17 protein-coding genes are annotated in these 22,030 nt (G+C 45.4%); 11 read left to right on the top strand and 6 right to left on the bottom strand.

The annotated features are described in order from the left end of the window. Window positions 1-42: 42 nt before the first annotated feature. Together P0M28_RS11735 and pruA are read left to right on the top strand one after the other, a co-directional pair. Window positions 43-4,053, top strand: a complete 4,011-nt coding sequence (locus tag P0M28_RS11735; RefSeq protein WP_302210094.1) for a fibronectin type III domain-containing protein — start codon at window positions 43-45, stop codon at window positions 4,051-4,053. Window positions 4,054-4,263: 210 nt separating this feature from the next. Further along, window positions 4,264-5,892: an L-glutamate gamma-semialdehyde dehydrogenase gene (gene pruA, locus P0M28_RS11730; protein WP_302210093.1), complete on the top strand. Its 1,629-nt coding sequence runs from the start codon at window positions 4,264-4,266 to the stop codon at window positions 5,890-5,892. A 40-nt stretch (window positions 5,893-5,932) separates the two neighbouring features. Here pruA and P0M28_RS11725 read toward each other — a convergent pair whose 3' ends face one another. Together P0M28_RS11725 and P0M28_RS11720 are read right to left on the bottom strand one after the other, a co-directional pair. Next, complete coding sequence (locus tag P0M28_RS11725; protein WP_302210092.1) at window positions 5,933-6,712, bottom strand: IS5 family transposase; 780 nt, start codon at window positions 6,710-6,712, stop codon at window positions 5,933-5,935. 327 nt (window positions 6,713-7,039) lie between these two features. Then, entirely contained in the window at window positions 7,040-7,195 is a 156-nt protein-coding gene (locus P0M28_RS11720; protein ID WP_302210091.1) for a hypothetical protein, read from the bottom strand. A gap of 45 nt (window positions 7,196-7,240) precedes the next feature. On the opposite strand from P0M28_RS11720, the gene P0M28_RS11715 reads away from it, so the two are divergent. The 3 genes from P0M28_RS11715 (at window position 7,241) to P0M28_RS11705 (ending at window position 8,595) form a co-directional block, all read left to right on the top strand. After that, window positions 7,241-7,492, top strand: a complete 252-nt coding sequence (locus P0M28_RS11715; RefSeq protein ID WP_302210090.1) for a hypothetical protein — start codon at window positions 7,241-7,243, stop codon at window positions 7,490-7,492. A gap of 345 nt (window positions 7,493-7,837) precedes the next feature. Further along, complete coding sequence (locus tag P0M28_RS11710; RefSeq protein WP_302210089.1) at window positions 7,838-8,212, top strand: hypothetical protein; 375 nt, start codon at window positions 7,838-7,840, stop codon at window positions 8,210-8,212. 98 nt (window positions 8,213-8,310) lie between these two features. Next, on the top strand, window positions 8,311-8,595 hold the full coding sequence (locus P0M28_RS11705; protein WP_302210088.1) for a hypothetical protein: 285 nt from the start codon (window positions 8,311-8,313) through the stop codon (window positions 8,593-8,595). 84 nt (window positions 8,596-8,679) lie between these two features. Here the strand turns inward: P0M28_RS11705 and P0M28_RS11700 are convergent, their stop codons facing one another. The 3 genes from P0M28_RS11700 to P0M28_RS11690 all read right to left on the bottom strand — a co-directional run bounded on the left by P0M28_RS11700 (window position 8,680) and on the right by P0M28_RS11690 (window position 11,623). Beyond that, window positions 8,680-9,753: a twin-arginine translocation signal domain-containing protein gene (locus P0M28_RS11700; RefSeq protein WP_302210087.1), complete on the bottom strand. Its 1,074-nt coding sequence runs from the start codon at window positions 9,751-9,753 to the stop codon at window positions 8,680-8,682. 367 nt (window positions 9,754-10,120) lie between these two features. Then, window positions 10,121-10,990 carry a FecR family protein gene (locus P0M28_RS11695; protein WP_302210086.1) on the bottom strand — a complete coding sequence of 290 codons (870 nt, stop codon included), beginning with the start codon at window positions 10,988-10,990 and terminating at the stop codon, window positions 10,121-10,123. A gap of 78 nt (window positions 10,991-11,068) precedes the next feature. After that, window positions 11,069-11,623 (bottom strand): RNA polymerase sigma-70 factor, encoded by a 555-nt coding sequence (locus P0M28_RS11690; RefSeq protein ID WP_302210085.1) that lies wholly within the window; start codon window positions 11,621-11,623, stop codon window positions 11,069-11,071. Window positions 11,624-11,760: 137 nt separating this feature from the next. Here P0M28_RS11690 and P0M28_RS11685 point away from each other — a divergent pair, with 137 nt between their 5' ends. The 6 genes from P0M28_RS11685 (at window position 11,761) to P0M28_RS11660 (ending at window position 20,395) form a co-directional block, all read left to right on the top strand. Next, on the top strand, window positions 11,761-12,969 hold the full coding sequence (locus P0M28_RS11685; protein ID WP_302210084.1) for a mandelate racemase/muconate lactonizing enzyme family protein: 1,209 nt from the start codon (window positions 11,761-11,763) through the stop codon (window positions 12,967-12,969). 423 nt (window positions 12,970-13,392) lie between these two features. Further along, window positions 13,393-13,623: a DUF4974 domain-containing protein gene (locus tag P0M28_RS11680; RefSeq protein ID WP_302210083.1), complete on the top strand. Its 231-nt coding sequence runs from the start codon at window positions 13,393-13,395 to the stop codon at window positions 13,621-13,623. A 15-nt stretch (window positions 13,624-13,638) separates the two neighbouring features. Further along, complete coding sequence (locus P0M28_RS11675) at window positions 13,639-16,833, top strand: TonB-dependent receptor (protein WP_302210082.1); 3,195 nt, start codon at window positions 13,639-13,641, stop codon at window positions 16,831-16,833. Between the two features lie 18 nt (window positions 16,834-16,851). Beyond that, complete coding sequence (locus P0M28_RS11670) at window positions 16,852-18,420, top strand: T9SS type A sorting domain-containing protein (RefSeq protein WP_302210081.1); 1,569 nt, start codon at window positions 16,852-16,854, stop codon at window positions 18,418-18,420. Then, window positions 18,420-18,869 carry a DUF5004 domain-containing protein gene (locus tag P0M28_RS11665; protein ID WP_302210080.1) on the top strand — a complete coding sequence of 150 codons (450 nt, stop codon included), beginning with the start codon at window positions 18,420-18,422 and terminating at the stop codon, window positions 18,867-18,869. Before P0M28_RS11670 ends, P0M28_RS11665 begins: the two co-directional genes overlap by 1 nt. Beyond that, the gene (locus P0M28_RS11660; protein WP_302210079.1) at window positions 18,866-20,395 is read left to right on the top strand and encodes a beta-helix domain-containing protein; all 1,530 of its coding nucleotides are present in this window, start codon (window positions 18,866-18,868) and stop codon (window positions 20,393-20,395) included. The genes P0M28_RS11665 and P0M28_RS11660 overlap by 4 nt, the downstream gene beginning before the upstream one ends. A gap of 59 nt (window positions 20,396-20,454) precedes the next feature. Here the strand turns inward: P0M28_RS11660 and P0M28_RS11655 are convergent, their stop codons facing one another. After that, a complete protein-coding gene (locus P0M28_RS11655; protein WP_302210078.1) occupies window positions 20,455-21,912 on the bottom strand; it encodes a DUF1501 domain-containing protein in 1,458 nt (485 codons plus the stop codon). Window positions 21,913-22,030 lie beyond the last annotated feature (118 nt).

Genomic DNA, 22,030 nt, shown 5'->3' with positions numbered 1-22,030 from the left:
CCTGTAGAATAATAATTGCACTTTTCATGGAAATGTTTTATTATGAAACAGTTTGTTTTTATTTTATTGTGGTTATATGGTGGTTCAACGGTGGCTTCGGTCGTAGGCCATAGCGATAAAGATATGTGGGGGGTTGAGGACGCTACCTTTAACTACGCTAGTACAGGCTATTGCCAGAGTGATGCTGACCCTACGCCATCGGTAACCACTCCCGGTGGGATATTTAGCAGTACTGCTGGATTGGATATTGACATTGCTACGGGTGAGATTGATCTGGATGCTAGTATGCCTGGAACATATACGGTAACTTACGAAACAACTTCACCGCCCGATATTCAAACTTCTAACGTAACAATTAATGCAGTAGAAGACGCTAGCTTTAGCTACGCTAGTGCGAATTATTGTGGAGATGATAGTAATCCGGTGCCTAATAGTATCACCACGCCCGGTGGTACATTTAGTAGTACCCCTGGTTTAGTATTTGTTGATAATGCAACAGGTGAGGTAGATTTATCGGGCAGTACTTTAGGTACTTATACCGTTACCTACACAACGGGGGGGACATGCCCCTCCGGCGGTACTTTTAGTTTGACCATCACCGCTAGGGGTGATGCCAGTTTCAATTATACTGCTTCCGATTACTGCCCAACGGATACTGATCCAGTAGCTACTATTACCGGAGATGCCGGTGGTACATTTACCGCTACAGCCGGACTTATAATTAATATTGGTACGGGTGAAATTGATTTATCGGCTAGCACGCCGGGCGTTCATACGATAACGTATACGACTGGTGGGATCTGCTCAGATTCATCTACTTTTAATATAAGCATAATCGATGATGGTGCCCCAGTTGCCCAGCCAGCGACTAACATCACCTGCGATGCATTTGCGGCTACGTGGAATCCGGTATTCGGAGCGACTAGTTACGAAATAGATGTAGCCGAAGACAGTGATTTTACTACAATGGTCGCTGGTTATAGTGCCACTTCTACGACTGATACCTTCTTAGATGTAAGCGGGCTTATGGCTACTGAAACGTATTATTACCAGGTACGGGCAAGTACCAGTTGTGGTACTTCACTCAATTCGGATACTATTTCGGTAGAAGTGCTCGATATTCCGGGCGCTATTACTAACCTATCAGCTTCTAATCCCGACTGCGATGGATTTAAGGTAAGCTGGGATGCGGTGACGTATGCTTCGAACTACTTGTTGGAGGTTTCCAAAGATGGTTTTGTTACTATCGATATTTCTCAATCTATTCCTTCTACTTCACTCTCAATAGCAGGTCGCGAGCAAGGAACAGTTTACGAATATCGGGTCACTCCGCAGAACGTCTGTGGGTCTGGACCCGCCAGTACGGAAACCTATCAGACCAACGATGTTCCGGTCATTCCTACCAATATAGCAGCCTCTCAAATCGCGTGTGACGGGGCGATGCTTACTTGGGACGAAGTAACCGAAGCGGATGAATACCTGGTAGAGCTTTCTACCGATGCTTTTGCCACTATTGATAATTACCCCATCAGTAATGATACCTTAGTAATTAGTGGTCTTACTTCGGCTACTACCTACGCTTATCGTATTATTCCGGGTAATGCTTGCGGCACGGGCGATACTACCGCAGTACTAACTTTTACCACCGACAGTTTACCATCAGCTCCGGTAGACACTTTGTTAGTGGTTGAGCATAACCAAGTAACCGTAGCTTGGGAAAGTATTATCAACGCTGACACCTATTCGGTAGAAGTGGCTACCGATAATCTATTTGGCAGTACGGTGAGTACGACTGTACTAGACTCAACTAATACTAAGGTAACCGGACTAATTCCTTTAACTACGTACTATCTCCGAATATTTGCTGACAATACTTGCGGTAGTGGTCCATTTTCCGATACACTTACGTTCACTACTCCCCAGAATCCGCTGGTCATTGATTCACTGGCCTTGGTAGATTTTTATAATGCTACCGATGGTCCTAACTGGACGGATAACACTAATTGGTTGAGTGGGGATATAAGCACTTGGCACGGGGTGAGTGTAACGGATAATCGGGTAGTCCGGTTAGAGTTGAGTAACAACCAACTCGTCGGTTCTTTTCCAGCAACGATGAGCGATCTCACCGGCCTGGAATACGCCAATTTGCAAGACAACGTATTGAGTGGAATTCTAAATCCCTGGATTAGTATCTTTTCGGAAGCTACTGATTCGCTATTGCTAAACGGAAATCAGATTGATGCTGTAAATAATGTCCCGCCTAATACTTTAGGGGTAATTGATTTATCTAACAACGTACTTACGTTCGAGGATATAATCTATGTTGTAGATTCTGCATCAAACCTAATCTACTCTCCTCAAGCAAAGGTGGGCACTACCACTAATACGTTTCGGAATGTGGAAGATAGTTATACGCTCTCGCTAGGTATTGATGCTTCAGTAGTTGGTAATCAGTACGTTTGGTACCGCGATGGAGTGGCGGTTGATACTACCACTGTAGGTGAGTATATTATGAATCCTATCGTAGTGAGTGACGATGGCGTGTATATCTGCGAGGTAACTAATCTGGCAGCACCCGATTTGACATTGGTAAGTAATCCGATGACGGTGAACGTACAAGCCAAACCAAATAGCCTAACTTTTAGTCCGGTAGCCAACGTGAACTTCGGAACCACCTCTTTTGTGCTGAATGCTACCGCTACCTCAGGGTTGCCAGTTTTCTATGAGGCGATAGAAGGGGATAGTCTAGTAGATATTCAGGGGGATATGGTAACTACCCTAGGTATTGGTCAGGTAACCATTCGGGCAACCCAGCCCGGCGACGATTTTCACGAGGCAGCCACTCCAATTACCCGGCAGTTTACCATTAATCAGGGCACCCAGACTATTGCGTTTACCGCCATCAGCGATCAAGACATTACCCTCACTGATTCTGTAGCGTTAGCGATTTCGGCTAGCTCGGAGCTGCCGATTGACTTTTCTATCGACGGTCCGGCTGAACTGGATGGTGATATACTCCGGCTTCTGGATACCGGAACCGTCACGGTAACCGCTGCTCAAGCCGGAAACGAGTTTTACCAACCTGCTTTTCCGGTAAGTCAGTCTTTCTTGGTTTTCACCTCGGATACGGTTCCGCCAACTACCGAGCCTCCGGTTGATTCTACCCTGAAATATTCTATTACCGTACAACTTGCTTCGGCAAATGAGGTACCCGCCGTAATGGCTAGCCTCAACAAGGCTTCGGGTAGTAGTTTTTCGGTAGAGCAAGAGCAGCCTTTGGTTTCAGGTAGTGGTATTTTCTCGGAGGTGGCGGGTGGTTTCTACAGTATGCGGTTAACTTCTTCTGATGCTGCGTACCTGCCCACCTATTTGGGGGGACGACTAACTTTGGCGCAGGCCGATATTCTCGGAATCACGCAGGATACTACATTGTCAGTAGCTCTTATTTCCAAACCGGATACTACCGCTCAGCAGGGTGTAACCGTAGGAGGAACTTTGGTTCTAGAAGGCTCATCAGGAGGTCGGTTGGAAGAATCTGCTATGGCTGGTATTACGGTGTATTTGGTTAGCACCACCGATCAAAGTATTGTGGGTTACGGGGTGACGAACGGTGACGGAAAATTTTACTTCCCGAACATTCCACTTGGTGATTATTTCTTTTTGGCAGACTACGAAGGAGTTGATATGCGGGATAACCAGATAGAGGTGAATGATAAAGCACTAACATTATCGGTAGAGGTAGAAAGATTTATCAATGTTGTGGGTATTGAAGAAGAGGAACCCCCAGCCCTCATTACTAGCATTGGTCAGGAATCGGAGGTGAACATCGCGGCGTATCCTAATCCAGTAGGTGACCGACTAACTTTAGAGATTCCAGCAAGCTGGTTGGGTAGCCGGGCCGTAGTTACAAATACTGCGGGGCAGCAAGTAGCGAATCAGGCACTGACCAAGGGAAGAAGTAGCCTGCTTCTACAAGCACTACCGGCTGGGTTGTACTACGTGCAGATACAAAGTCAAGATCAATCCCACGTCATGAAAATTGTGAAACAGTAAATAATAGTCGATCAAACAGGAAAGCCTCGGAATTATATTTCGGGGCTTTTTTCGTCTAAACACAATAGAACTGATCTGGTTCTTTCTCTAGAAAAGGTCTACCTTTGCCCACGAACACGGAGCTAGGGGCGTGGAGTACATTATCTGAATCCCTGCCCCATGCACCCAGCTTCCAGTCATTCAACAATTAACCTATAATTTTTAATCTTCATGTCTACCGGATTCTATCAAGTTCCTACCCCCATTAACGAGCCTATTTACGATTATGCCCCGGGCACTTCCGAGCGAGAAGCACTTCAAGCAACGCTTACTGCCCTGCAATCGCAGCAGGTAGAAGTACCACTGTACATTGGCAGCGAACAAATTACTACAGATGTAAAGAAGTCATTGAACCCACCCCACAACCACCAACACGTGTTGGGGCATTACTACGAAGGCGATGCTTCGCACGTGGAACAAGCAATTAACGCCGCGCTAGGAGCGAAGTACGCTTGGGAGAATATGGCTTGGGAGCAACGAGCCAGTATCTTTTTAAAGGCTGCCGAACTGATTGCCGGAAAGTATCGCTACCAGATGAACGCAGCAACCATGCTGGCCCAGTCTAAAACAGCTCATCAGTCCGAGATTGATGCGGTTTGCGAGATCATAGACTTTTTGCGGTTCAATGTAAAGTACATGACCGAGATTTACGAACAGCAACCACCTATTTCGCCCAAAGGCGTTTGGAACCGGGTGGAGCAACGTCCGTTAGAAGGGTTCATCTTCGCTATCACCCCCTTCAACTTCACTGCTATTGCCGGGAACCTGCCGGCTGCTCCGGCCATGATGGGTAATACCGTCGTTTGGAAACCCGCCGAAACACAAATCTATTCAGCCAATCTGCTGATGCAAATCTTCCGGGAAGCGGGGGTGCCCGACGGAGTAATTAACTTAATTAATGTAGATGGTCCGGTAGCGGGAGAGGTGGTATTCAACCACCCTGATTTTGCCGGATTGCACTTTACCGGAAGCACGAAAGTGTTTAAGCAACTCTGGCAAACGATTGGTAACAATATTGATAGCTATCGTTCGTACCCGCGTATTGTAGGCGAAACTGGCGGAAAAGATTTTATCATCGCCCACCCTTCGGCCGATGCTAAAGCGGTGGCTACTGCTATTGTTCGGGGGGGCTTTGAATTTCAGGGGCAGAAGTGCTCCGCTGCTTCGCGGGTGTACATTCCTAATAACTTATGGGATGAGATAAAGGGCTACATGCTGGAAGATATTGAGCAAATTAAGATGGGTGATGTGGCTGATTTTCAGAACTTTATGAGTGCCGTAATCAGTGAGGTAGCCTTTGACCGAATTGCCCAGTACATTGATAACGCCAAAAACGATCCAATGGTAGAAGTCATCGCTGGCGGAGAATACGATAAGTCGCAAGGATATTTCATTCAGCCCACGGTATTGGTAGCTCAAGAACCCAAGTATACCACCATGTGCGAAGAAATCTTTGGACCAGTGGTGACTATCTACGTGTATCAAGCCGAGCGGTTTGAAGAAACACTGGAGCTAGTAGATCAGACCTCGCCCTACGCACTCACCGGAGCCGTCTTCGCTCAGGATCGTTACGCCCTTCAGCAGGCAACTCAGAAGCTCCGGCACTCGGCCGGAAACTTTTACATCAACGATAAACCTACGGGAGCCGTAGTGGGGCAGCAGCCCTTTGGTGGAGCGCGAGGCTCTGGTACGAACGATAAAGCGGGAGCAGCGCTCAACCTACTACGCTGGGTATCACCTCGTACTATCAAAGAAACTTTTGATCCGCCCACTAATTTTCGTTATCCGTTTATGGGCTAGCCAACTGAAAAAATAGAACCTTTCTAAGAAGCTGTCTGAGTTAAATTTTTCGTACAATTCTTCTGATATTTGCTATCGTTAAGAAAGCATTGGCATGTTTAGTTTTACGCCCATAATCCTTCACGCATCTTCTATTATTGATTGTCCATGCTATCGTTCTTTCTACAATCCATCTGTTTTCGTGTATACAGACATTTCCTTTTTTGGCAATGGGTACCTTGGGGATAATCACCGATACTTCAAATTGTGTGCCCATTTCCTGTTTGAACTGCCCACCGAATGTGCCATCAGCATATACATATCGAATATTATCCAATAACAAGTTATCAACAGACAGTTTACTCCAGCAAGAAAGGGCAGTGGTCCCATCATAGCAGTTAGCAGGCACTACGAAGCTGTCCAGTAAATTCCCCATCGTATCCACCAAGAAAAATCGTTTTCGCCCTTTAAGTTTCTTTCCGGCATCTATTCCTGTACTTTCTGTGGCAGTAGGGCTGTTTTTCACGCTCTGGCTGTCAATGATACCGACACTTGGTTGAACGGGTTTTCCTACTTTTTCTCGCAGGTCCACCGTCAAACAATCACTGATGTTTTTCCAGGTACCATCGGCAGTCCATTTGGAAAAATACCAGAATACCGTCGGCCATGGGGGGAAACAGCCGGGAAGGTCACGCCAGACACAGCCGTTTTTAGTCAGGTACAGGATACTATCTACGATGTCTTTTAGTTCCCATTTACTTTTTCTTTGTACGCTAATCAATTTCTCTATACTTTGCCATGACTTGGCAGAAAGATCGGAGCTATAAATTTTGTTTCGCATCAAAAACAATAGCTCTTTCTGCCAAGATTTACTAACTCAAACAGCTTCTAAGAGTTGTTGTTACGCGTAAAGTGCTCAAAATGAATTGCCATTGGGTTAGGCATACAACTACGCATCGTCAGTTAACAATGTTCCGTCAATCGTTTGGAGGCAATAGACAATATGCACTAAAGCGGTTGATTAACATCCTCATTTACGAAGATACTCGACGGTGCTTACACCCAACGGAGAATAGATTTAGCTAAAAGCATTTTATCAAAGGGAGAAGCTGGTAGCTAACCCGCCAAGCAATCTCTTCCGCACAACTTTTAGTTGCGTACGAAATAGTCATAGGCTTCCCCTGGATTTGCCATGTAACGAGACATCGCGCCAATGGCGGTACACCTTTTCATCCAGCCATAACACTAGGCTGCCTCGGCGGCATAATGATTCATTATAGGCTTTCCAGTCTCTATGTTTATACTTATCTTTCGATTCAGGCATGGCTTAAGTATTTGGTTTGTATCGCTATGATTCAAATACTCAACTATGCCTGTTTTTGTTGCGTTGCAACAAAGCCATTCCGAAGTAGAAACTCCTCGTAATGATGCAGGCTACGGGCTACTACTACAAAAAAACACTCAAGAATTTGCAGGTTTATCACCCCAACAAACAGGCTTATATGTTCGTGGTGAAGTAAAAGAAGCTGCCTCAATTCAACTAGCCGACGGCCAATACGGCTATCTATTCGCTATCAACAATGATTCTTTACGATTGGTAGAGTATCAAGGGCCACGGTAATTCTTATGCTTGATTTTACTTATTGTCTGCGTACAGCACTTTGATGTGTCTAACCACCTAAGCCCAATTGTCACAGACCAACGTAAATGCGAGTAAATTACCCTCCCATCAACTGATTGGTGTGCTTTCTCTATCAAATTAAAGCGGGCTCTTTCCTCCATTTTTCTAAAAGCAGGTACTTTCTGTCGGCTGATAGTATAAATTTATCAGAAAGACTCTGTACGAAATAAAGATCTAAGGGTAGAAATTAGGAATTAATGAAATTTATAGCTATAATAGTAAAGCTATCAAAATATATAGCAAGGCAACAATCCAAGCATTTTGAATAATTCAGTAGCATAATTCATGATTACATTGTTAGTACATGCATCGCTAATGCTCCTGATAGCTATTCAGGTGTCAGCTACATCCATTCAAGAGGGTAGTTGGTCTAATGCAGCCCAATTCTCAGCCGATACTCATTTAGCGATAACATGCTCTACTACTAACCAATTAGAATTTGTCGCGTCAGCGCAACAACCTAATAAGTTTGTGCGAACCAGAATTTTATCTAAGCGGCTCAAGAGCAATAAGCGCGCCACTAAAAGCTATCTACAAAGATGGGAAGCCATTTCGGATGCAGGCGATACTGACCAATTTAGAATGGTTTGCCGTCATCAACATATTTCCTCAAAAAACTGTAGTCTACTGCTAGCACTCTACGGTGTTTTCCAAATTTAAATTTACTGTATTATTTTTCTATTGTAGCTACGGTATGCTATCACGCTAGCAAATACTGGTAGTCTTCATTTAATTTTCATCTTAAATACAGTAAAAATATGGAATCTGTCATCACAGTCCCCAAAGAAATTATTGGTCAAGCTTCTTTTGCTACTAAAGAAGTATTAAGCGATCGGCTCGAAATTGAGCGACGCCGATGGTATCTACAAAAAGCACTTTCATTGGGCAATTTATTCCGCCATAAAGTGACTATCACGTATCAGCTTTACGATGGAATACCCCAGCGAGTAGTTACTACCGTATGGGCAGTTACCGAACGTTATGTTACACTAAAAGGAGGAAGGGTCATACCAGTCCACGCTATTCGGGAAGTTGAATTGTAAGAGGGATTTTTTGAAATTGAAAGCTTACACTTTTTAATCTGATTAGCCCGGCGAATTCGCCGGGCTTTTTTTTGCAAACATGCTTTAAACTCGCTCCAACTTAATCGGATAGGTCTGATTGGCATTCCACTGGCAAACGTAGATGTTTTTATCTTCGTCGATGCATACATCGTGGCAATGGTTGAATAGCGGTTGCTGCTGTACCATCAGTTGTAATTCACCGTTACGGTACTCCGGTTCGGTACCACCGGGATTAGAAACTACTTTATTGTCTTTATCCAGAATGGTTACAAAGCCCGAATCAGGCGTTTGGTTTAGGTACTTCAGGCGCGACCAGCATACTCCGGCGTACAGATTCTCATCATCAATCACCGGACGACAAACATAAGCACCGGGTAAAAAAATCGTTTCCAGATATTTTCCGTCTAGCGTAAAACGCTTGAATGCATTGTGGGCGCGGGAAGTACACAGTAGTGTAAGATTATCTGGGTTGCGGGTATCAATAGCCACGCCGTGAGCGGTAGAAAATTGGGCATCGCCATCACCTTTCCCACCAAAGTGGCGAATGTAGTTTCCTTCAGCATCGTACTGAATAATGTACTGATGCCCGTAGCCATCAGCTACGTAAATATCTCCATTGGGGGCGATTGCTGTTTCGGTAGGTTTGTAAGGCTCTTCTTTTTTATAAATGCCTAACTCATAGGGACTTTTCAAGGTCATAAACTTACGGCTACCGTCTATTGCTACTTTGTCTACTTGGCCTTTATCTGGGTCAGAAATAAAGAGCACATCTTCCCCGCCTTCGTTAAATAAAGTAAGGCCATGCCCACCCGGATAACGATCTCCCCAAGAACTTAGTAGTTTGCCCGATTTATCGTAAATGATAATATTGTTCTTGGTTTCATCGGTAATCATAATTAGCCTCCCCTGCGAATCCATTACCATCTCGTGACAGTTCTTCACTGGGGTCTGGCTAGGGTTCAAGTCACCCCATTCTTTATGTACGCGGTACTTAAAATCTCCGTGGCCAATAATTTCTTCCATAAGTTTAGGTTTAGTAGGTTGAATGTAAAAGTTATAGGGAGCCAGAAAAGCCGTTCCGGCCAAGGCAGTGGTTTCTTTCAAAAAATTGCGACGAGAGTTAGCCGTTGCTTTCATAGCAGATTAGGTATTGTAGTTCTTATTCCAGTAAATATACTAAGCCCACTGATAAAGTAGAGTATCCAATGCGATTTTCTGAATAAAGAGAGAACATCAGGCGTTGTTGAAATTCTGACCAACACCCCCAGATGTACTTAACGGAATACAAAGGAAAAGGAATTTATGGCAGCAATAACTGGAATAGCGATCTGAAGCTATTCATAAAATAGTAAACGGGCGACTAAACAAAGTTAGAACCAATAATAATGGTGGCTGAATGAAGAACTGGAAGATGATAGCTTCGTACTAGATTCTTTCAAGCAATTAGAGAGCAGTTGAGAAGTAAGTTTTCTTGACTACTTCTATTTTTGGCGACAAATACCAACTACAGCATTTCTTTCTCACAGCTATCGCCACCAATCGAAATGCGCTTTTCTTCTAGCTGGTAAGTAATGGGAACAACGAATTGCAACTGGTCTAGCACCGTAGCTAGCGATAAATCATCAAATTTAGCGGTAACTCGGCACTCCCGAATAGTTGGGTTTTCTACAGTTATTGTCATTCCGTACCAACGGGCTAGTTCAGTAAACACTTCGCCCAAAGGTTGATTATCAAAGATCAACGTACCGTTCGTCCAGGCAGTGTAGCTAGTAGCATCTACCAAGCTTTGAATGGTTTCCCCAGTAGTAGCATTTAATACGGCCTTATCGTTAGGCTGGAGCAGCATTCGAGATTCTGGATGGTTGATGGCATTAAATGCTACCTTTCCACTTACTACCACAGCTTCGGTAGGCTGATCTTTATGCGCTTTCACATTAAAAGAGGTTCCCAACACCTGAACCGTAGCCTCTTCCGTGCGAACAATAAATGGTCGATCGGCATCATGCGCTACCTCTAAAAAGGCTTCTCCGCTGAGATACACTATCCGCTGCTCGGCAAAAGCCGAAGGGTAGGTAAACCGACTATCAGCATTTAGATAGACCTTTGTTCCATCTGGTAGCTGAAAGCGAGTTCTCTGCCCCGGCAGGGTGGATTTTTCTATCTGGCTAACAGCCACTTCAGACTGAGCAGAAGTAAACCAGGTAGGCCATAGGGCAGCCGAGGCTAGTATTATTACCAAAACTGCTGCGGCAATCCAGTATCGTTGAAAAGTATGAACCTTCTGATTAGGCACTAAATCTTCCTCTCGTAATCGTTGGTCAAGTTGGCGAAAAGCCTGGTTGGCTTCCTTCTCGTAGTTATGATGTTCACTCATAAATATCTGTGTCTGCTTCTATGACGGGTAGCTAGCTATTTTCCCTTACGGCAGATCTATAAATTTATAATAACTAATTTAATGAGGAATAGCCTCACGTAAGGCTTTCAGTGAACGGCTCATCTGGGTTTCTACTGTTTTAATTGAGATATTGAGTCGCTGGGCAATTTCTCGGTACTTGAGTCCCTCTTCCCGATTAAGACGGAAAATCAGTTGTCGCTGTTCGGGTAGTTGATTAATTGCATTTTGGATACACTCCTCCAGCTCCTGGCCAATAAGCTTTTCTTCTGGGCTAATTACATGGGCGCTCAAGGCACTTGAAGTCTTCTTCATCATAACCTGGGCACTCTGTGTTTTCCGCAATCCGTCCAGAGCTTGATTCCGAGTTGCCGAATAGAGATACGATTTTACCGATGTACTAATGTGAATACTACCACGATGCTTCCAAAGTTTATAAAAAACTTCAGATACTACATTTTCAGCTTCCCCTTTATCAGAAGTAAAGCCCATTATGTAGCGTAACAGGTCTCCGTAAGTAGATTTAAATATTTTCTCAAATGCCTGATAGTCATCGTGCCGGGTTACCTGTTCGAATAGCCGTTCTAGGGAAGGATAATGTGTATTGTTGGGCACTGTCTTTACCAGTTACGAAATAGAACAACACTATTAAAGAATATTGTTAATAGTAACTCTTAGAAAACGACCAAGATAGCAATTTTTTAAAATATTGTCAGGGTAAACCGTCTAGTACCCGTCTAACTACTAAAAATATGGCTTTATCCCGACATGAATTCCTCCGCGTTTCTGCCCTAGGTCTAGCAACGCCTAACGTTCTATCAAGCTCAGTAGCAACATCACACATAAAAGAGCCTTCTGAAGTAAAGATTACTAAGGTAAAGCCTTACGTATTCAAAAAAGCAACCTTTGTAAAAATAGAAACTGATGCAGGCATATCGGGCTGGGGTGAGGCCGACCACGATCATCCTGAGTTGGTCGCAAAAGTAATTGAGGAGTTCTGTGAAGATGAAGTAGAAGGACAGAACCCATTTCATTCTGAGCACATATGGGCACGCCTATTTTTCAAGGGCGAAGATATTGGCTCTACGGGTTTATTACCCGGTACAATTGCAGGTATTGACAATGCCCTGTGGGATTTGAAAGGTAAGCTACTGAACGTACCAGTGCGCAACCTGCTGGGCAGTACCCAAGCTGAAAAAGTAAGGGTGTACGGTAGCTACGGGCGTAGCGGAGGTAAGAATGGTCAGAAAAATGCAGCAGAGATGGCCGCTACCGGGGTAGCTTTTGTAGAGCAAGGCTATGCTACCATTAAAGCGCGGATGCAAATCCGTCAACTTAATCTAAACCCTGATCCTGACCCCACTTTTGAGATTGTACGAGAAGTGCGAAAAGCCGTAGGCGATGACATTGAGCTATTCGTTGATTTTAACAACGGTTATACTCCCGCTAAAGCTATTGATATGGGGCTGAGACTGTACGAACATTTCAATATTGCCGCCCTGGAAGAACCAATTTCTTACCTGGATTATCCAGGGCTAAGTCAGGTAGTAGAGGCACTTCCCATTCCAGTGATGGCGGGAGAGCACGAATTCAACAAGTGGCAAATGCGCGATTTACTGACCATTGGGCGAGTTGATGTAATCAATGCTGATGTTATCAAATGTGCAGGGATTAGCGAGTGCAAGAAAGTGGCGGATATGGCTCACGCCTTTGACCGAACCATCATGGTACACAATGCTCGACCCACACTTGCCACTGCGGCTAGTTTACAGTTGATTGGCTCAATTCCGAATGCGGCACGAGTGCAAGAGTATGGGGGAAAACGAGAAGAACTGGGTTTAAACCATCTCTTTGATGACTACTTCACTTTTGAGGACGGGTATCTTTATATCCCCAGCCAACCCGGTTTAGGGCTGACCGTGAATGAGGAGGCAATGGAAAAAGAAAAGCTCAACCGCTAAACTCCTCAAATCATTAATGTCCGATTAACTCATTCTTATTTGAAGTCAAAAAACAATATGATTGTTACTATATAATTAACCGTAAGTGCCGCCGTCATCCTTGATTTTATTTGATTGTTCTGTGGCTACGCAGAATCAATTTTCACGCATCAGAACAGTCTGTTCGGATAAGCAGATAAACTGCTCATATCCTTGATTCCTTTTTGACACAGTATCAATAGAGAGAAAATATGAGTGTATCAAATAAGAAGCGAAAAGTAGCATCTAGATCAGCTAACTAAGAAAATACTTTTGATTGTAGGGGTATATCGCTTTTGCTACGTCCATAAATTACCGAAGAGTCTTAAAGCTATTTCAATGAAGAGTCTTTCGTTCCAATTAATTGTTGTATTGCTTCTGTTGATTATAAGCAGTGAGCCTTCAATGGCAGAAAAACGAGAGCTTATTTTTCGAGATCAGCCTTTAACAAATGTTTGTGATACACTAAGCCAGCATTTCAGCGTGGTCTTCACTATCAAAAACAAGAAACTAAAGAGCAAGCGAGTTACCGCCCGGTTCTCTTCTCAGAGTCTAGATGCCATACTACAGGATTTATCATTTATACTAAATATTCGCTATGAAATAAACGGAGATCATATCACCATTCGAGAATAATCTTATACAATTAATATGAACCAACTTCTACATCGCTCTTCGCACCACTTTGCCTGTTTGCTGTGCGGAGTTGTATTAATCCTCGGCGCAACAACTGAGGCTTGGGCTAGTAGTGCCAGAAGTATTCGGGAGGTGAAAGTCTCTCTTAATCTGACTAACGTTACGTTAGAAGAAGCTTTACTGCGAATAGAAAATCAAACTGAGTTTCGCTTTGTCTACAGCAGCCAAAATGTAGATAAAGACCAGCTGGTCAACCTAAAGGTATACGATGTAAGCGTAGCCAACGTGCTAGAAACCTTATTTCAGGGTAAGAACTTAATTGTCCGGCAGCGTAATCATCAAATCATGATTAAGGGCTACCATCGTGCCCCCCGCCCTAAGATCGTTGTGGTGCAAGAGTACGGAGCAGTAATAGGGACTATCACTGATGAAGAAACTGGTGAAGGGTTAGCCGGAGCTACCATCATAGTGAAAGGAACGAATGTCGGTACCACAGCTGATATTGATGGCGACTATTTATTGGTAAATGTGCCGGAGGGTAAGCAGACGATTGTGTACCAATTTATCGGGTTCGATGCGAAAGAAATAGAAGTTGATATTGAAGCCCGAGCCGCAACGAATGTTGATGTAGAGCTAAAGCCCGAAGCAATCCTAACCCAGGAGGTGATTATTACGGGGCAGGCACTAGGACAGCAAGCCGCCATCAACCGGCAGATTTCATCTAACACTATCGTTAACATAGTTTCTAAAGAGCGTATTGAAGAACTGCCTGACCAAAACGCGGCCGAGTCGGTAGGCCGCTTACCCGGTATTGCTATTCAGCGTAATGCCGGAGAGGGACAGAAAGTAGTGGTACGCGGACTTTCCCCTCGCTTCAATGCAATCACGATTAACGGTGAGCGTATTCCTTCTACCGACCCTAGCGACCGTTCGGTAGATTTGAGTATGATTGCTCCTGAGCAACTCGCAGGTATTGAAGTTTTTAAAGCCCTCACTCCCGACAAAGACGGTGATGCCATTGGGGGGACGGTTAACTTTGTAGCCAAGAAAGCGGATGCCGGACTAAACGGTGATATACGGGCTTCGGGAGGCTATAATAGTGTGGCTAATGAATGGGGGCAACCGCGGGTAAATGCCAGCTTAAGTAATCGATTTCTAAACAATAAATTAGGCGTACTCATTACTGGTAATTACCAACAAGCTAACCGTAGCTCTGATGTACTACAAACTGATTGGGATAACAACGCCGATACCCGCCAACTAAATCTAGCCGCTAAGCGAGTCTCGGATATCAACGAAGTTCGCCGTCGCTACGGAGGTAGCCTGGGGCTTGATTATGATCTGGGAGCTTCTGGTAACATTTTATTTAATGCGCTTTGGGGCGAAACTGTACGAAATGAGATTCGCCGCCGCCGTCAAATCAGTGTAGCTTCCAATTTTCAAAACTACGACATTCGCGACCGCAAGCTTCGCACCCGGCTCATTTCTAATACACTTAGCGGAGAGCATCGCTTGTTTGATAAAACCTGGGCATTTAATTGGCGAGCTTCGTATTCACTCACCCGTCAAACGACTCCCTTTTCGCACGAACTAGGTTTTCGGGAGGAAAGTGCCCTAGACGCTAGTCAGATTCCAATTGGCGGCTTCCAAGATGGTACCACTTTTCAGGAGCTAGAAAGTATCGCTTTCAACCGGACTGGCGAAGCGTACCTTCGCCGAGGGGGAGCTCGCTTGCGGGAGGACGAAACCGACGAAGATATCTATACGCTTCAGCTAGATTTACAGAAAGACTTTCGCATTGGATCTAACGTAGCCGGTTTTATAAAAGGAGGAGTAAAAGCTAGGTACTTTGACCGGGTTAAGGATGCTATCGAGTTTCGGGATAATGGAAACGGACCCGAAGATGGGTTTGCCGCATTGATCAATGACTTTCCCAACGAGTACACGCGGGTGCCTCAGTTCGCCCAAATTGCCATGACTAACTTTCTAGAGGATAGTTATGATGCCGGCGACTTTTTAGATGGTGACATTAATTTTGGACCGGGTATCAACGTTCGCGAAGCAAATCGGCTGGCTGACTGGTTCTCCGATGATTATTACTTCCGCCGAATCCTTATCGATAATGAAGACTATGAAGCACGGGAGCTAGTCAGTGCAGGCTACCTAATGAGTGAGGTAAATATTGGAAATCTCATGCTGTTAGGTGGAGTCCGGATAGAGCGCACCGATGCCGACTATCGTGGTTTTGAGACTTTCCAACAAGATGATGATCAGCTTGGTGAGGGAGAAGTTGGTCAGGCCATTGTTCGCGATTCTCTCAACAGTATATCCTACACTGAAATACTTCCTATGTTTCAGGCAAAGTATCAGATTACCGACTGGTTTGATATTCGGGGAGCGTTAACTAAATCGTTAGCCCGACCCAATTTCCAAAATTTGGTGCCCTGGCGGGCGGTGAACCGCTTTGAGGCTGAAGCTCGGTTAGGTAATCCAGGCCTTCAGCATATGACCGCCTGGAACTACGACGTATTCTTCTCATTCTACAATAAGTTCGGACTATTCACGGTCGGCGCATTTTACAAAGAACTGCAAAATGTAGACGTACAATCTACCTTCAATGAAACCGATCGGCGGGACGAATTCTTTGGGTTTGAAGTTGAGCAACCAATTAATGTAACAAGTACCACTGAGGTACGCGGAGTAGAGATAGATATACAGGCTAACTTCCGAATGCTTCCTGCTCCCTTTGATGGTATTGTACTATCAGCCAATGCCACTCTAATTGACTCTCGCACTTTCTATCCCCTATTCGCTATTTTGGACGAACGCGAGGCACCATTTTTCTATCCGACTGCGCTAGACACCGAACGTCTTGGTTCTATTCCTGGTCAGCCCGATTTGACCTTCAACGCTTCGTTAGGTTACGAAAAAGGTGGATTTTCCGGTCGGGTTTCAGTCATCGTTCAGGACAATAGCTTTGACGAGTTAGGAAGCAACGAAACCTTCGATACATTCACGGGCCTTCTCACCCGCTGGGATGCTACGGCTAGTCAAAAGATCACTCCTCGCTGGCAAGTGTACGCTAATTGGAACAACATAACGGATGCACCGCCTACTAGCTTTCTTCTAGACGAACGCTTTGAGTCTGAGCGAGAATTCTTCGGAGCTACTTTCGACTTGGGTATCCGCTACAGATTTTCGGTAGAATAAATTTTACGTACTGACTCGATGAAAAAATTTTATATTTATTCTTTATTCATACTTACTCTAGTAGCATCTGAACTGCGAGGCCAGGAGCTTCGTGAAGTATTTGTTGAGCCCGAACGGATTGGAATTCTTAACGATAGGATTAGCGGCGACACCACCGATACTGGCGAACGGGTAAGTCTTAACACTGTCTACGTGCTGCGCCGTAACGGAGTGTATAAGACAACAGGTGAAATTCAGAATCCTGGTTTTCCCCTTTACATCCGAGCCGAAGAGGGAGACGGGGCAATGCCGATTATTCAGCCTGCTGCCACCAGCGGGGGTGAAAGTGCTCGTCCGTTCACAGTACTGAATGATATTAGATTAGAAGGGTTATACATCACCTCTATTGATGAATTAGGGCAGTATATCCAGCGTATTTTACGGGTCAGGGCCGATGACGTAGAGGTACGAATTGACAATTGCTGGTTGGATGGTTCTGGTCAGTCGGCAATGCGTTTGGATAATGTAAATGCTAAGGTTTACCTAACGAACTCTATTATTAGCAACATGGGGCGACCTTCAGTACCCAACAATGGACGGGTTATTGACTGTCGTACCAACACCGACTCAGTGGTGGTACGTAATTGCACTATGTACAATGTTACCAGTCGGGCGATCCGCCTGTCGGGTGGGCGGTTCTTACGCTACGGAGAATTTACGAACAATACGTTCACGAATTTCGGACAAACCGTTATTCAGCTAGATGAGACTATTGAAACCGTGTTTGTCAATAACCTAATGGTAAATGCTGGATTCTTAGGCTCGGTAAGGTCCGACGATCCGTTTGAGATCATACCCGTAGGCGAAGCTGCCGTTAATACATTCCCTGATGTAGAGCAGACGGCAATTATTCGCAATAATCTTTGGTACACTCAGCCCGAGGTAATAGCGGCTCGCCCCGACACAGTAGTTGATCGGCCTATCTACAGTAGCGACGTATTTCTGGCTACTGATCTAGACTCTACTACATTAGTTGATGAATTAACATTTAGTGAGCCCGTTAACTTTGAAAATGCCCCCATCCCCAGCGCGGCGGTTGTGAGCCAAATGGTGATTGATCAGGCCACGCTGGATAACCTAGACGATGCAACGGCACCTAACTGGAATCTCTTCGGCTCTCCGGCTTTTCAATTAGTAGACCAGACTTTAGCACTTCCTTGGCAGTTTCCTTACAGTCTTAGCTACAGTACTACTGACTTTGCGGCTACAGCAGCGACCGATGGCGGCCCACTGGGCGACCGCAATTGGCCACTGAAAGATTTGAACCCCGTTACCGACCTGGCAGAGTTACTACCCGAACAAGATAATTGGGCGATATTTCCTAATCCATCGGTAGGGAATCAATTATATATTCAGCTTTCCGACGATATGATTGCCCAGCAAATAGCGATTACTAACCTGATGGGACAACAAATGCTAGAGGTATCAGCTTCCAAATCCCAAAAATATATTGGAGTAAACACGTCTCCTTTGAACGCGGGTATCTATTTAGTTCGCGTCACTGAGCCTAACGGAAAAATTAGCACCCAAAAATTTATTAAGAAATAATGGTGACTGTACGATCTCTTCAATATCTGTTAATAGCTGGGTTAACCGCATTGCTGCTTTCGTGCGACGAAGAAGGCGGGGACGATGGCCCGGTAACCAACGATGAGCAGCAGCAAATCGAGCGTCTGGCTAAAACCTGGACGGCCGACCAAGTAACGTATGATGGAGTAGATGTAACCAATGTAGACTTCACCGACTTTACTATCACATTCTCAGAAGATAATACCTGGACTACTGAAGATGGTGATCCGGCTTTTGGTGCCAGTGGCACTTGGGAATTTGCTGAAGATGACCTCAATACGCTCATTATGAATGGTATCCCGGTCAGTATTACCACCAGCACCGATGCTGCATTACTTCGGCTTCGCTTTACGCTTGATAATGCCCCTGTGGGACGCACCGAAGGAATTACAGGCGAATATACCTTTGATTTATCTGCCGCACCATGAATAGAACAATGATAAAAAAGCGCATTCGTTTTAGTCTGTATACCATCGCTCTACTATCAGTTTTCGTTCTTTCTTGCGAAGACTTTGACGAAGATCGTGAGGGATTTACTCCCCCCAAACCTGTTTTGGAGTTTCCTGAAGGAGCCAGTTTCTCTACCCAGCGCGATTCAGTAGCCTCCATTGTCATACGTTACAATGTGCTGTCAGAGATTACCTCACTAACCGCTTCGCAGAGCGGTACGGATTTGAGGACTATACCGCTAGAAGGGCTCAACTCGGTAGAGGATACCTTAACATTTAATTATACTGTTCCTACTGAAGCTGCTTTCGGCAGTTTACCAATTGAGTTTACCGTTACCGACCAAGATGGGCGACAGCAGACTGAGACTTTTGTGGTAGATGTTATCCGGGGGCTTCGAGAATTTAGTGCAGAAACGATTGCTACTGAAGTAACGCTAAGTGCCGATTCAATCTACCGATTTGCTAGCAGCGTGACAATAGCTGAGGGAGGCACCTTGAATATTCCACCGGGTAGTTTAATTCTGGCAGCAGTAGATACCGCCAATCCGGTAACGATTATCACGGAAGGAGGGCGTTTGGTTGCCGAAGGAACTGCCGAAGCTCCTATCATTTTTACCTCAGCAAACACATTAACTCAGACCGCCGCTCCGGGCGATTGGGGTGGGTTCATCCTGCGAGGCGATGAGGATGATCCGAGTTATTCACCCTTCTCACTTCGGTACGTTCGAGTAGAGTACGCGGGAGGAGGCGAAGAAGAGTCCGCTCTTTTCATTCGTGAGGTAAGTTCTACCCCGATGGAATATGTACAAACCTACTTCTCCGGAAACTATGGATTTTACGTTAGGGAAGGCACCTTCGCGTTTAAGCACTGTATCTCAACTTCCGACGCCAGCACTGGTTTCTATCTACGGACTGCCGCCGGAAATGCCCAATTCTTAATTATAGATTCGGAAGTAGACCACGGCGACCGTGATTTGCACATTCGCGATGGTGAGCCAGTAACCATCAGCAATGCTACTTTTATTGGTAACGGACGCGATGAAGGCGAAGACCTGGATGGCGCAAGAATTCGTGATGATGCCGGTCCGTTCCGATTTTACAATGGTATTGTAGCTGAATATCCCGACGATGGTATCCGATTGCAACGCTACGAGGAAGGCCAAGATATTATTGCCCACACCTTTATTTTCCAAATTGGCGGCATGCAGGATGACGGCATTGGCACGGAAGATCCAGATGTAGAAGAGGGACCATCGCCACTGCGCGGTGCCGGATTAATCTTCTACAATCAGCGGGAACAATTTAATAACCAGATTGATATAGACAGTACGCTTGTTTCTGGCATTGATTCGGATAGCTACGTGCCGGATGAGATACCCACCGTAAGTTTTGATCCGTCTACTCTAGGTGAGTTCTTCGATACGGCTCCTTACGCCGGAGCTATTGGTGATACTAACTGGACGGCTGGCTGGAGCTTAAATGCCGACGGCGAGATAAACGAATAAACGAGAAACAGCAAGATAAACGAAAAGGGAGGCGTGGGCTTCCCTTTTTTCCTTTATTACTAAGCCAGCACGCCTTTCACTATATGCCCATGAACATCCGTCAGACGATAACGCCGCCCTTGATGTTTGAACGTGAGCCGTTCGTGGTCTACGCCTAGTAAGTGCAACAGCGTAGCCTGAAAATCGTGGACGTGTACCGGATCTTTGACGATATTGTAGCTGAACTCATCGGTTTCACCGTAGGTGATGCCGGGTTTGGTTCCCCCCCCGGCCATCCACACCGTGAAGCAACGCGGGTGATGGTCACGACCGTAGTTATTAGCCGTTAGTTGTCCTTGCGAATAATTGGTTCGCCCAAACTCACCGCCCCAAACGACTAAAGTATCGTCTAACAAACCCCGCTGCTTTAAATCCTTCACCAAAGCAGCCGAAGCCCGGTCAGTATCGCGGGCTTGGGAAGTGATTTCGCGGGGCAGATCAGTGTGCTGATCCCAGCCCAAATGATAGAGTTGCACAAATTTCACGTCTCGTTCGGCTAAGCGACGGGCTAGTAAGCAATTGGCCGCGTAGGTTCCCGGTTTACGAGCTTCCTCTCCGTACATCTCAAAAGTGCTATCTGGTTCATCCGATAAGTCCAGCGCATCGGGTACGGAAGTTTGCATGCGGTAAGCCATTTCGTACTGAGCAATCCGCGACTCAATTTCGGGATCGCCGAAGTCTTGCAATCGCTTGGTATTAAGCTCATTCAGATGATCTAATACGTCGCGACGAGTTTTAGCATCCATCCCCTCGGGATTATTCAGGTACAATACCGGATCGCTACCTGCCCGAAACTGTACGCCCTGATGTAGTGAAGCCAGAAATCCGTTGCCCCACAGTCGGGAATAAATGGGCTGAGGTCGTTGTGCTCCTCGTGAAAGCAGCACAATAAATGTTGGCAAATTCTGATTATCGCTGCCCAAACCGTAGCTCAGCCAAGAACCAATGCTGGGCCGACCTGGCTGCTGAGATCCGGTCTGAAAAAACGTGATAGCCGGATCATGATTAATTGCCTCGGTATGCATCGTTTTAATGTAGCACAGTTCGTCCGCAATTTCAGCCGTATACGGCATTAGGTTACTTACCCAAGCCCCGCTTTGTCCGTATTGACTAAAATCAAACATAGGCGCCGCCAGCGGGAAAGAAGACTGATTAGCCGTCATACCCGTCAGCCGCTGTTCACCGCGAACTGAGGCGGGCAGTTCTTCGCCGTGCATCTTCCGTAACATGGGTTTGTAGTCAAACAGATCCATCTGGGAAGGCCCACCGCTTTGGAACAAATAAATAACCCGCTTGGCTTTGGGGGCGATATGAAAATTATCCAGAATTCCGGCTTCTGGTTGGGCATTTCCACCCAATCCACTTTTTGAGTCGCAACCCAGCAGGTTGCCTAAAGCCAAACTACCCACACCTAGACTCAGGCGAGACAGGAAATGCCGACGATTTAACTGATTAAAATGTTCCCCTAAAATATCCATAATACTAATTCAAAGTGGATAGTGGATAATTGAAAATTACCAGGTATCTGATCTTCTAATATTTACTTTTTGATTATCGTATAATTCTAAATAGCGAATAAATCGTACCTTAGGTCAA

The organism is Tunicatimonas pelagia, assembly GCF_030506325.1.
Lineage (GTDB): Bacteria > Bacteroidota > Bacteroidia > Cytophagales > Cyclobacteriaceae > Tunicatimonas > Tunicatimonas pelagia.
Note: the sequence above shows the minus strand (reverse complement) of the source record. Positions and strands in the feature narration are given on the sequence as shown.

What these genes read in the sequence shown, in the direction of transcription:
- P0M28_RS11735 (WP_302210094.1), top strand. Translation starts at nt 43, where the DNA reads ATGAAACAGTTTGTTTTTATTTTATTGTGGTTATATGGTGGTTCAACG.
- pruA (WP_302210093.1), top strand. Translation starts at nt 4,264, where the DNA reads ATGTCTACCGGATTCTATCAAGTTCCTACCCCCATTAACGAGCCTATT.
- P0M28_RS11725 (WP_302210092.1), bottom strand. Translation starts at nt 6,712, where the DNA reads ATGCGAAACAAAATTTATAGCTCCGATCTTTCTGCCAAGTCATGGCAA.
- P0M28_RS11720 (WP_302210091.1), bottom strand. Translation starts at nt 7,195, where the DNA reads ATGCCTGAATCGAAAGATAAGTATAAACATAGAGACTGGAAAGCCTAT.
- P0M28_RS11715 (WP_302210090.1), top strand. Translation starts at nt 7,241, where the DNA reads ATGCCTGTTTTTGTTGCGTTGCAACAAAGCCATTCCGAAGTAGAAACT.
- P0M28_RS11710 (WP_302210089.1), top strand. Translation starts at nt 7,838, where the DNA reads ATGATTACATTGTTAGTACATGCATCGCTAATGCTCCTGATAGCTATT.
- P0M28_RS11705 (WP_302210088.1), top strand. Translation starts at nt 8,311, where the DNA reads ATGGAATCTGTCATCACAGTCCCCAAAGAAATTATTGGTCAAGCTTCT.
- P0M28_RS11700 (WP_302210087.1), bottom strand. Translation starts at nt 9,753, where the DNA reads ATGAAAGCAACGGCTAACTCTCGTCGCAATTTTTTGAAAGAAACCACT.
- P0M28_RS11695 (WP_302210086.1), bottom strand. Translation starts at nt 10,990, where the DNA reads ATGAGTGAACATCATAACTACGAGAAGGAAGCCAACCAGGCTTTTCGC.
- P0M28_RS11685 (WP_302210084.1), top strand. Translation starts at nt 11,761, where the DNA reads ATGGCTTTATCCCGACATGAATTCCTCCGCGTTTCTGCCCTAGGTCTA.
- P0M28_RS11680 (WP_302210083.1), top strand. Translation starts at nt 13,393, where the DNA reads ATGGCAGAAAAACGAGAGCTTATTTTTCGAGATCAGCCTTTAACAAAT.
- P0M28_RS11675 (WP_302210082.1), top strand. Translation starts at nt 13,639, where the DNA reads ATGAACCAACTTCTACATCGCTCTTCGCACCACTTTGCCTGTTTGCTG.
- P0M28_RS11670 (WP_302210081.1), top strand. Translation starts at nt 16,852, where the DNA reads ATGAAAAAATTTTATATTTATTCTTTATTCATACTTACTCTAGTAGCA.
- P0M28_RS11665 (WP_302210080.1), top strand. Translation starts at nt 18,420, where the DNA reads ATGGTGACTGTACGATCTCTTCAATATCTGTTAATAGCTGGGTTAACC.
- P0M28_RS11660 (WP_302210079.1), top strand. Translation starts at nt 18,866, where the DNA reads ATGAATAGAACAATGATAAAAAAGCGCATTCGTTTTAGTCTGTATACC.
- P0M28_RS11655 (WP_302210078.1), bottom strand. Translation starts at nt 21,912, where the DNA reads ATGGATATTTTAGGGGAACATTTTAATCAGTTAAATCGTCGGCATTTC.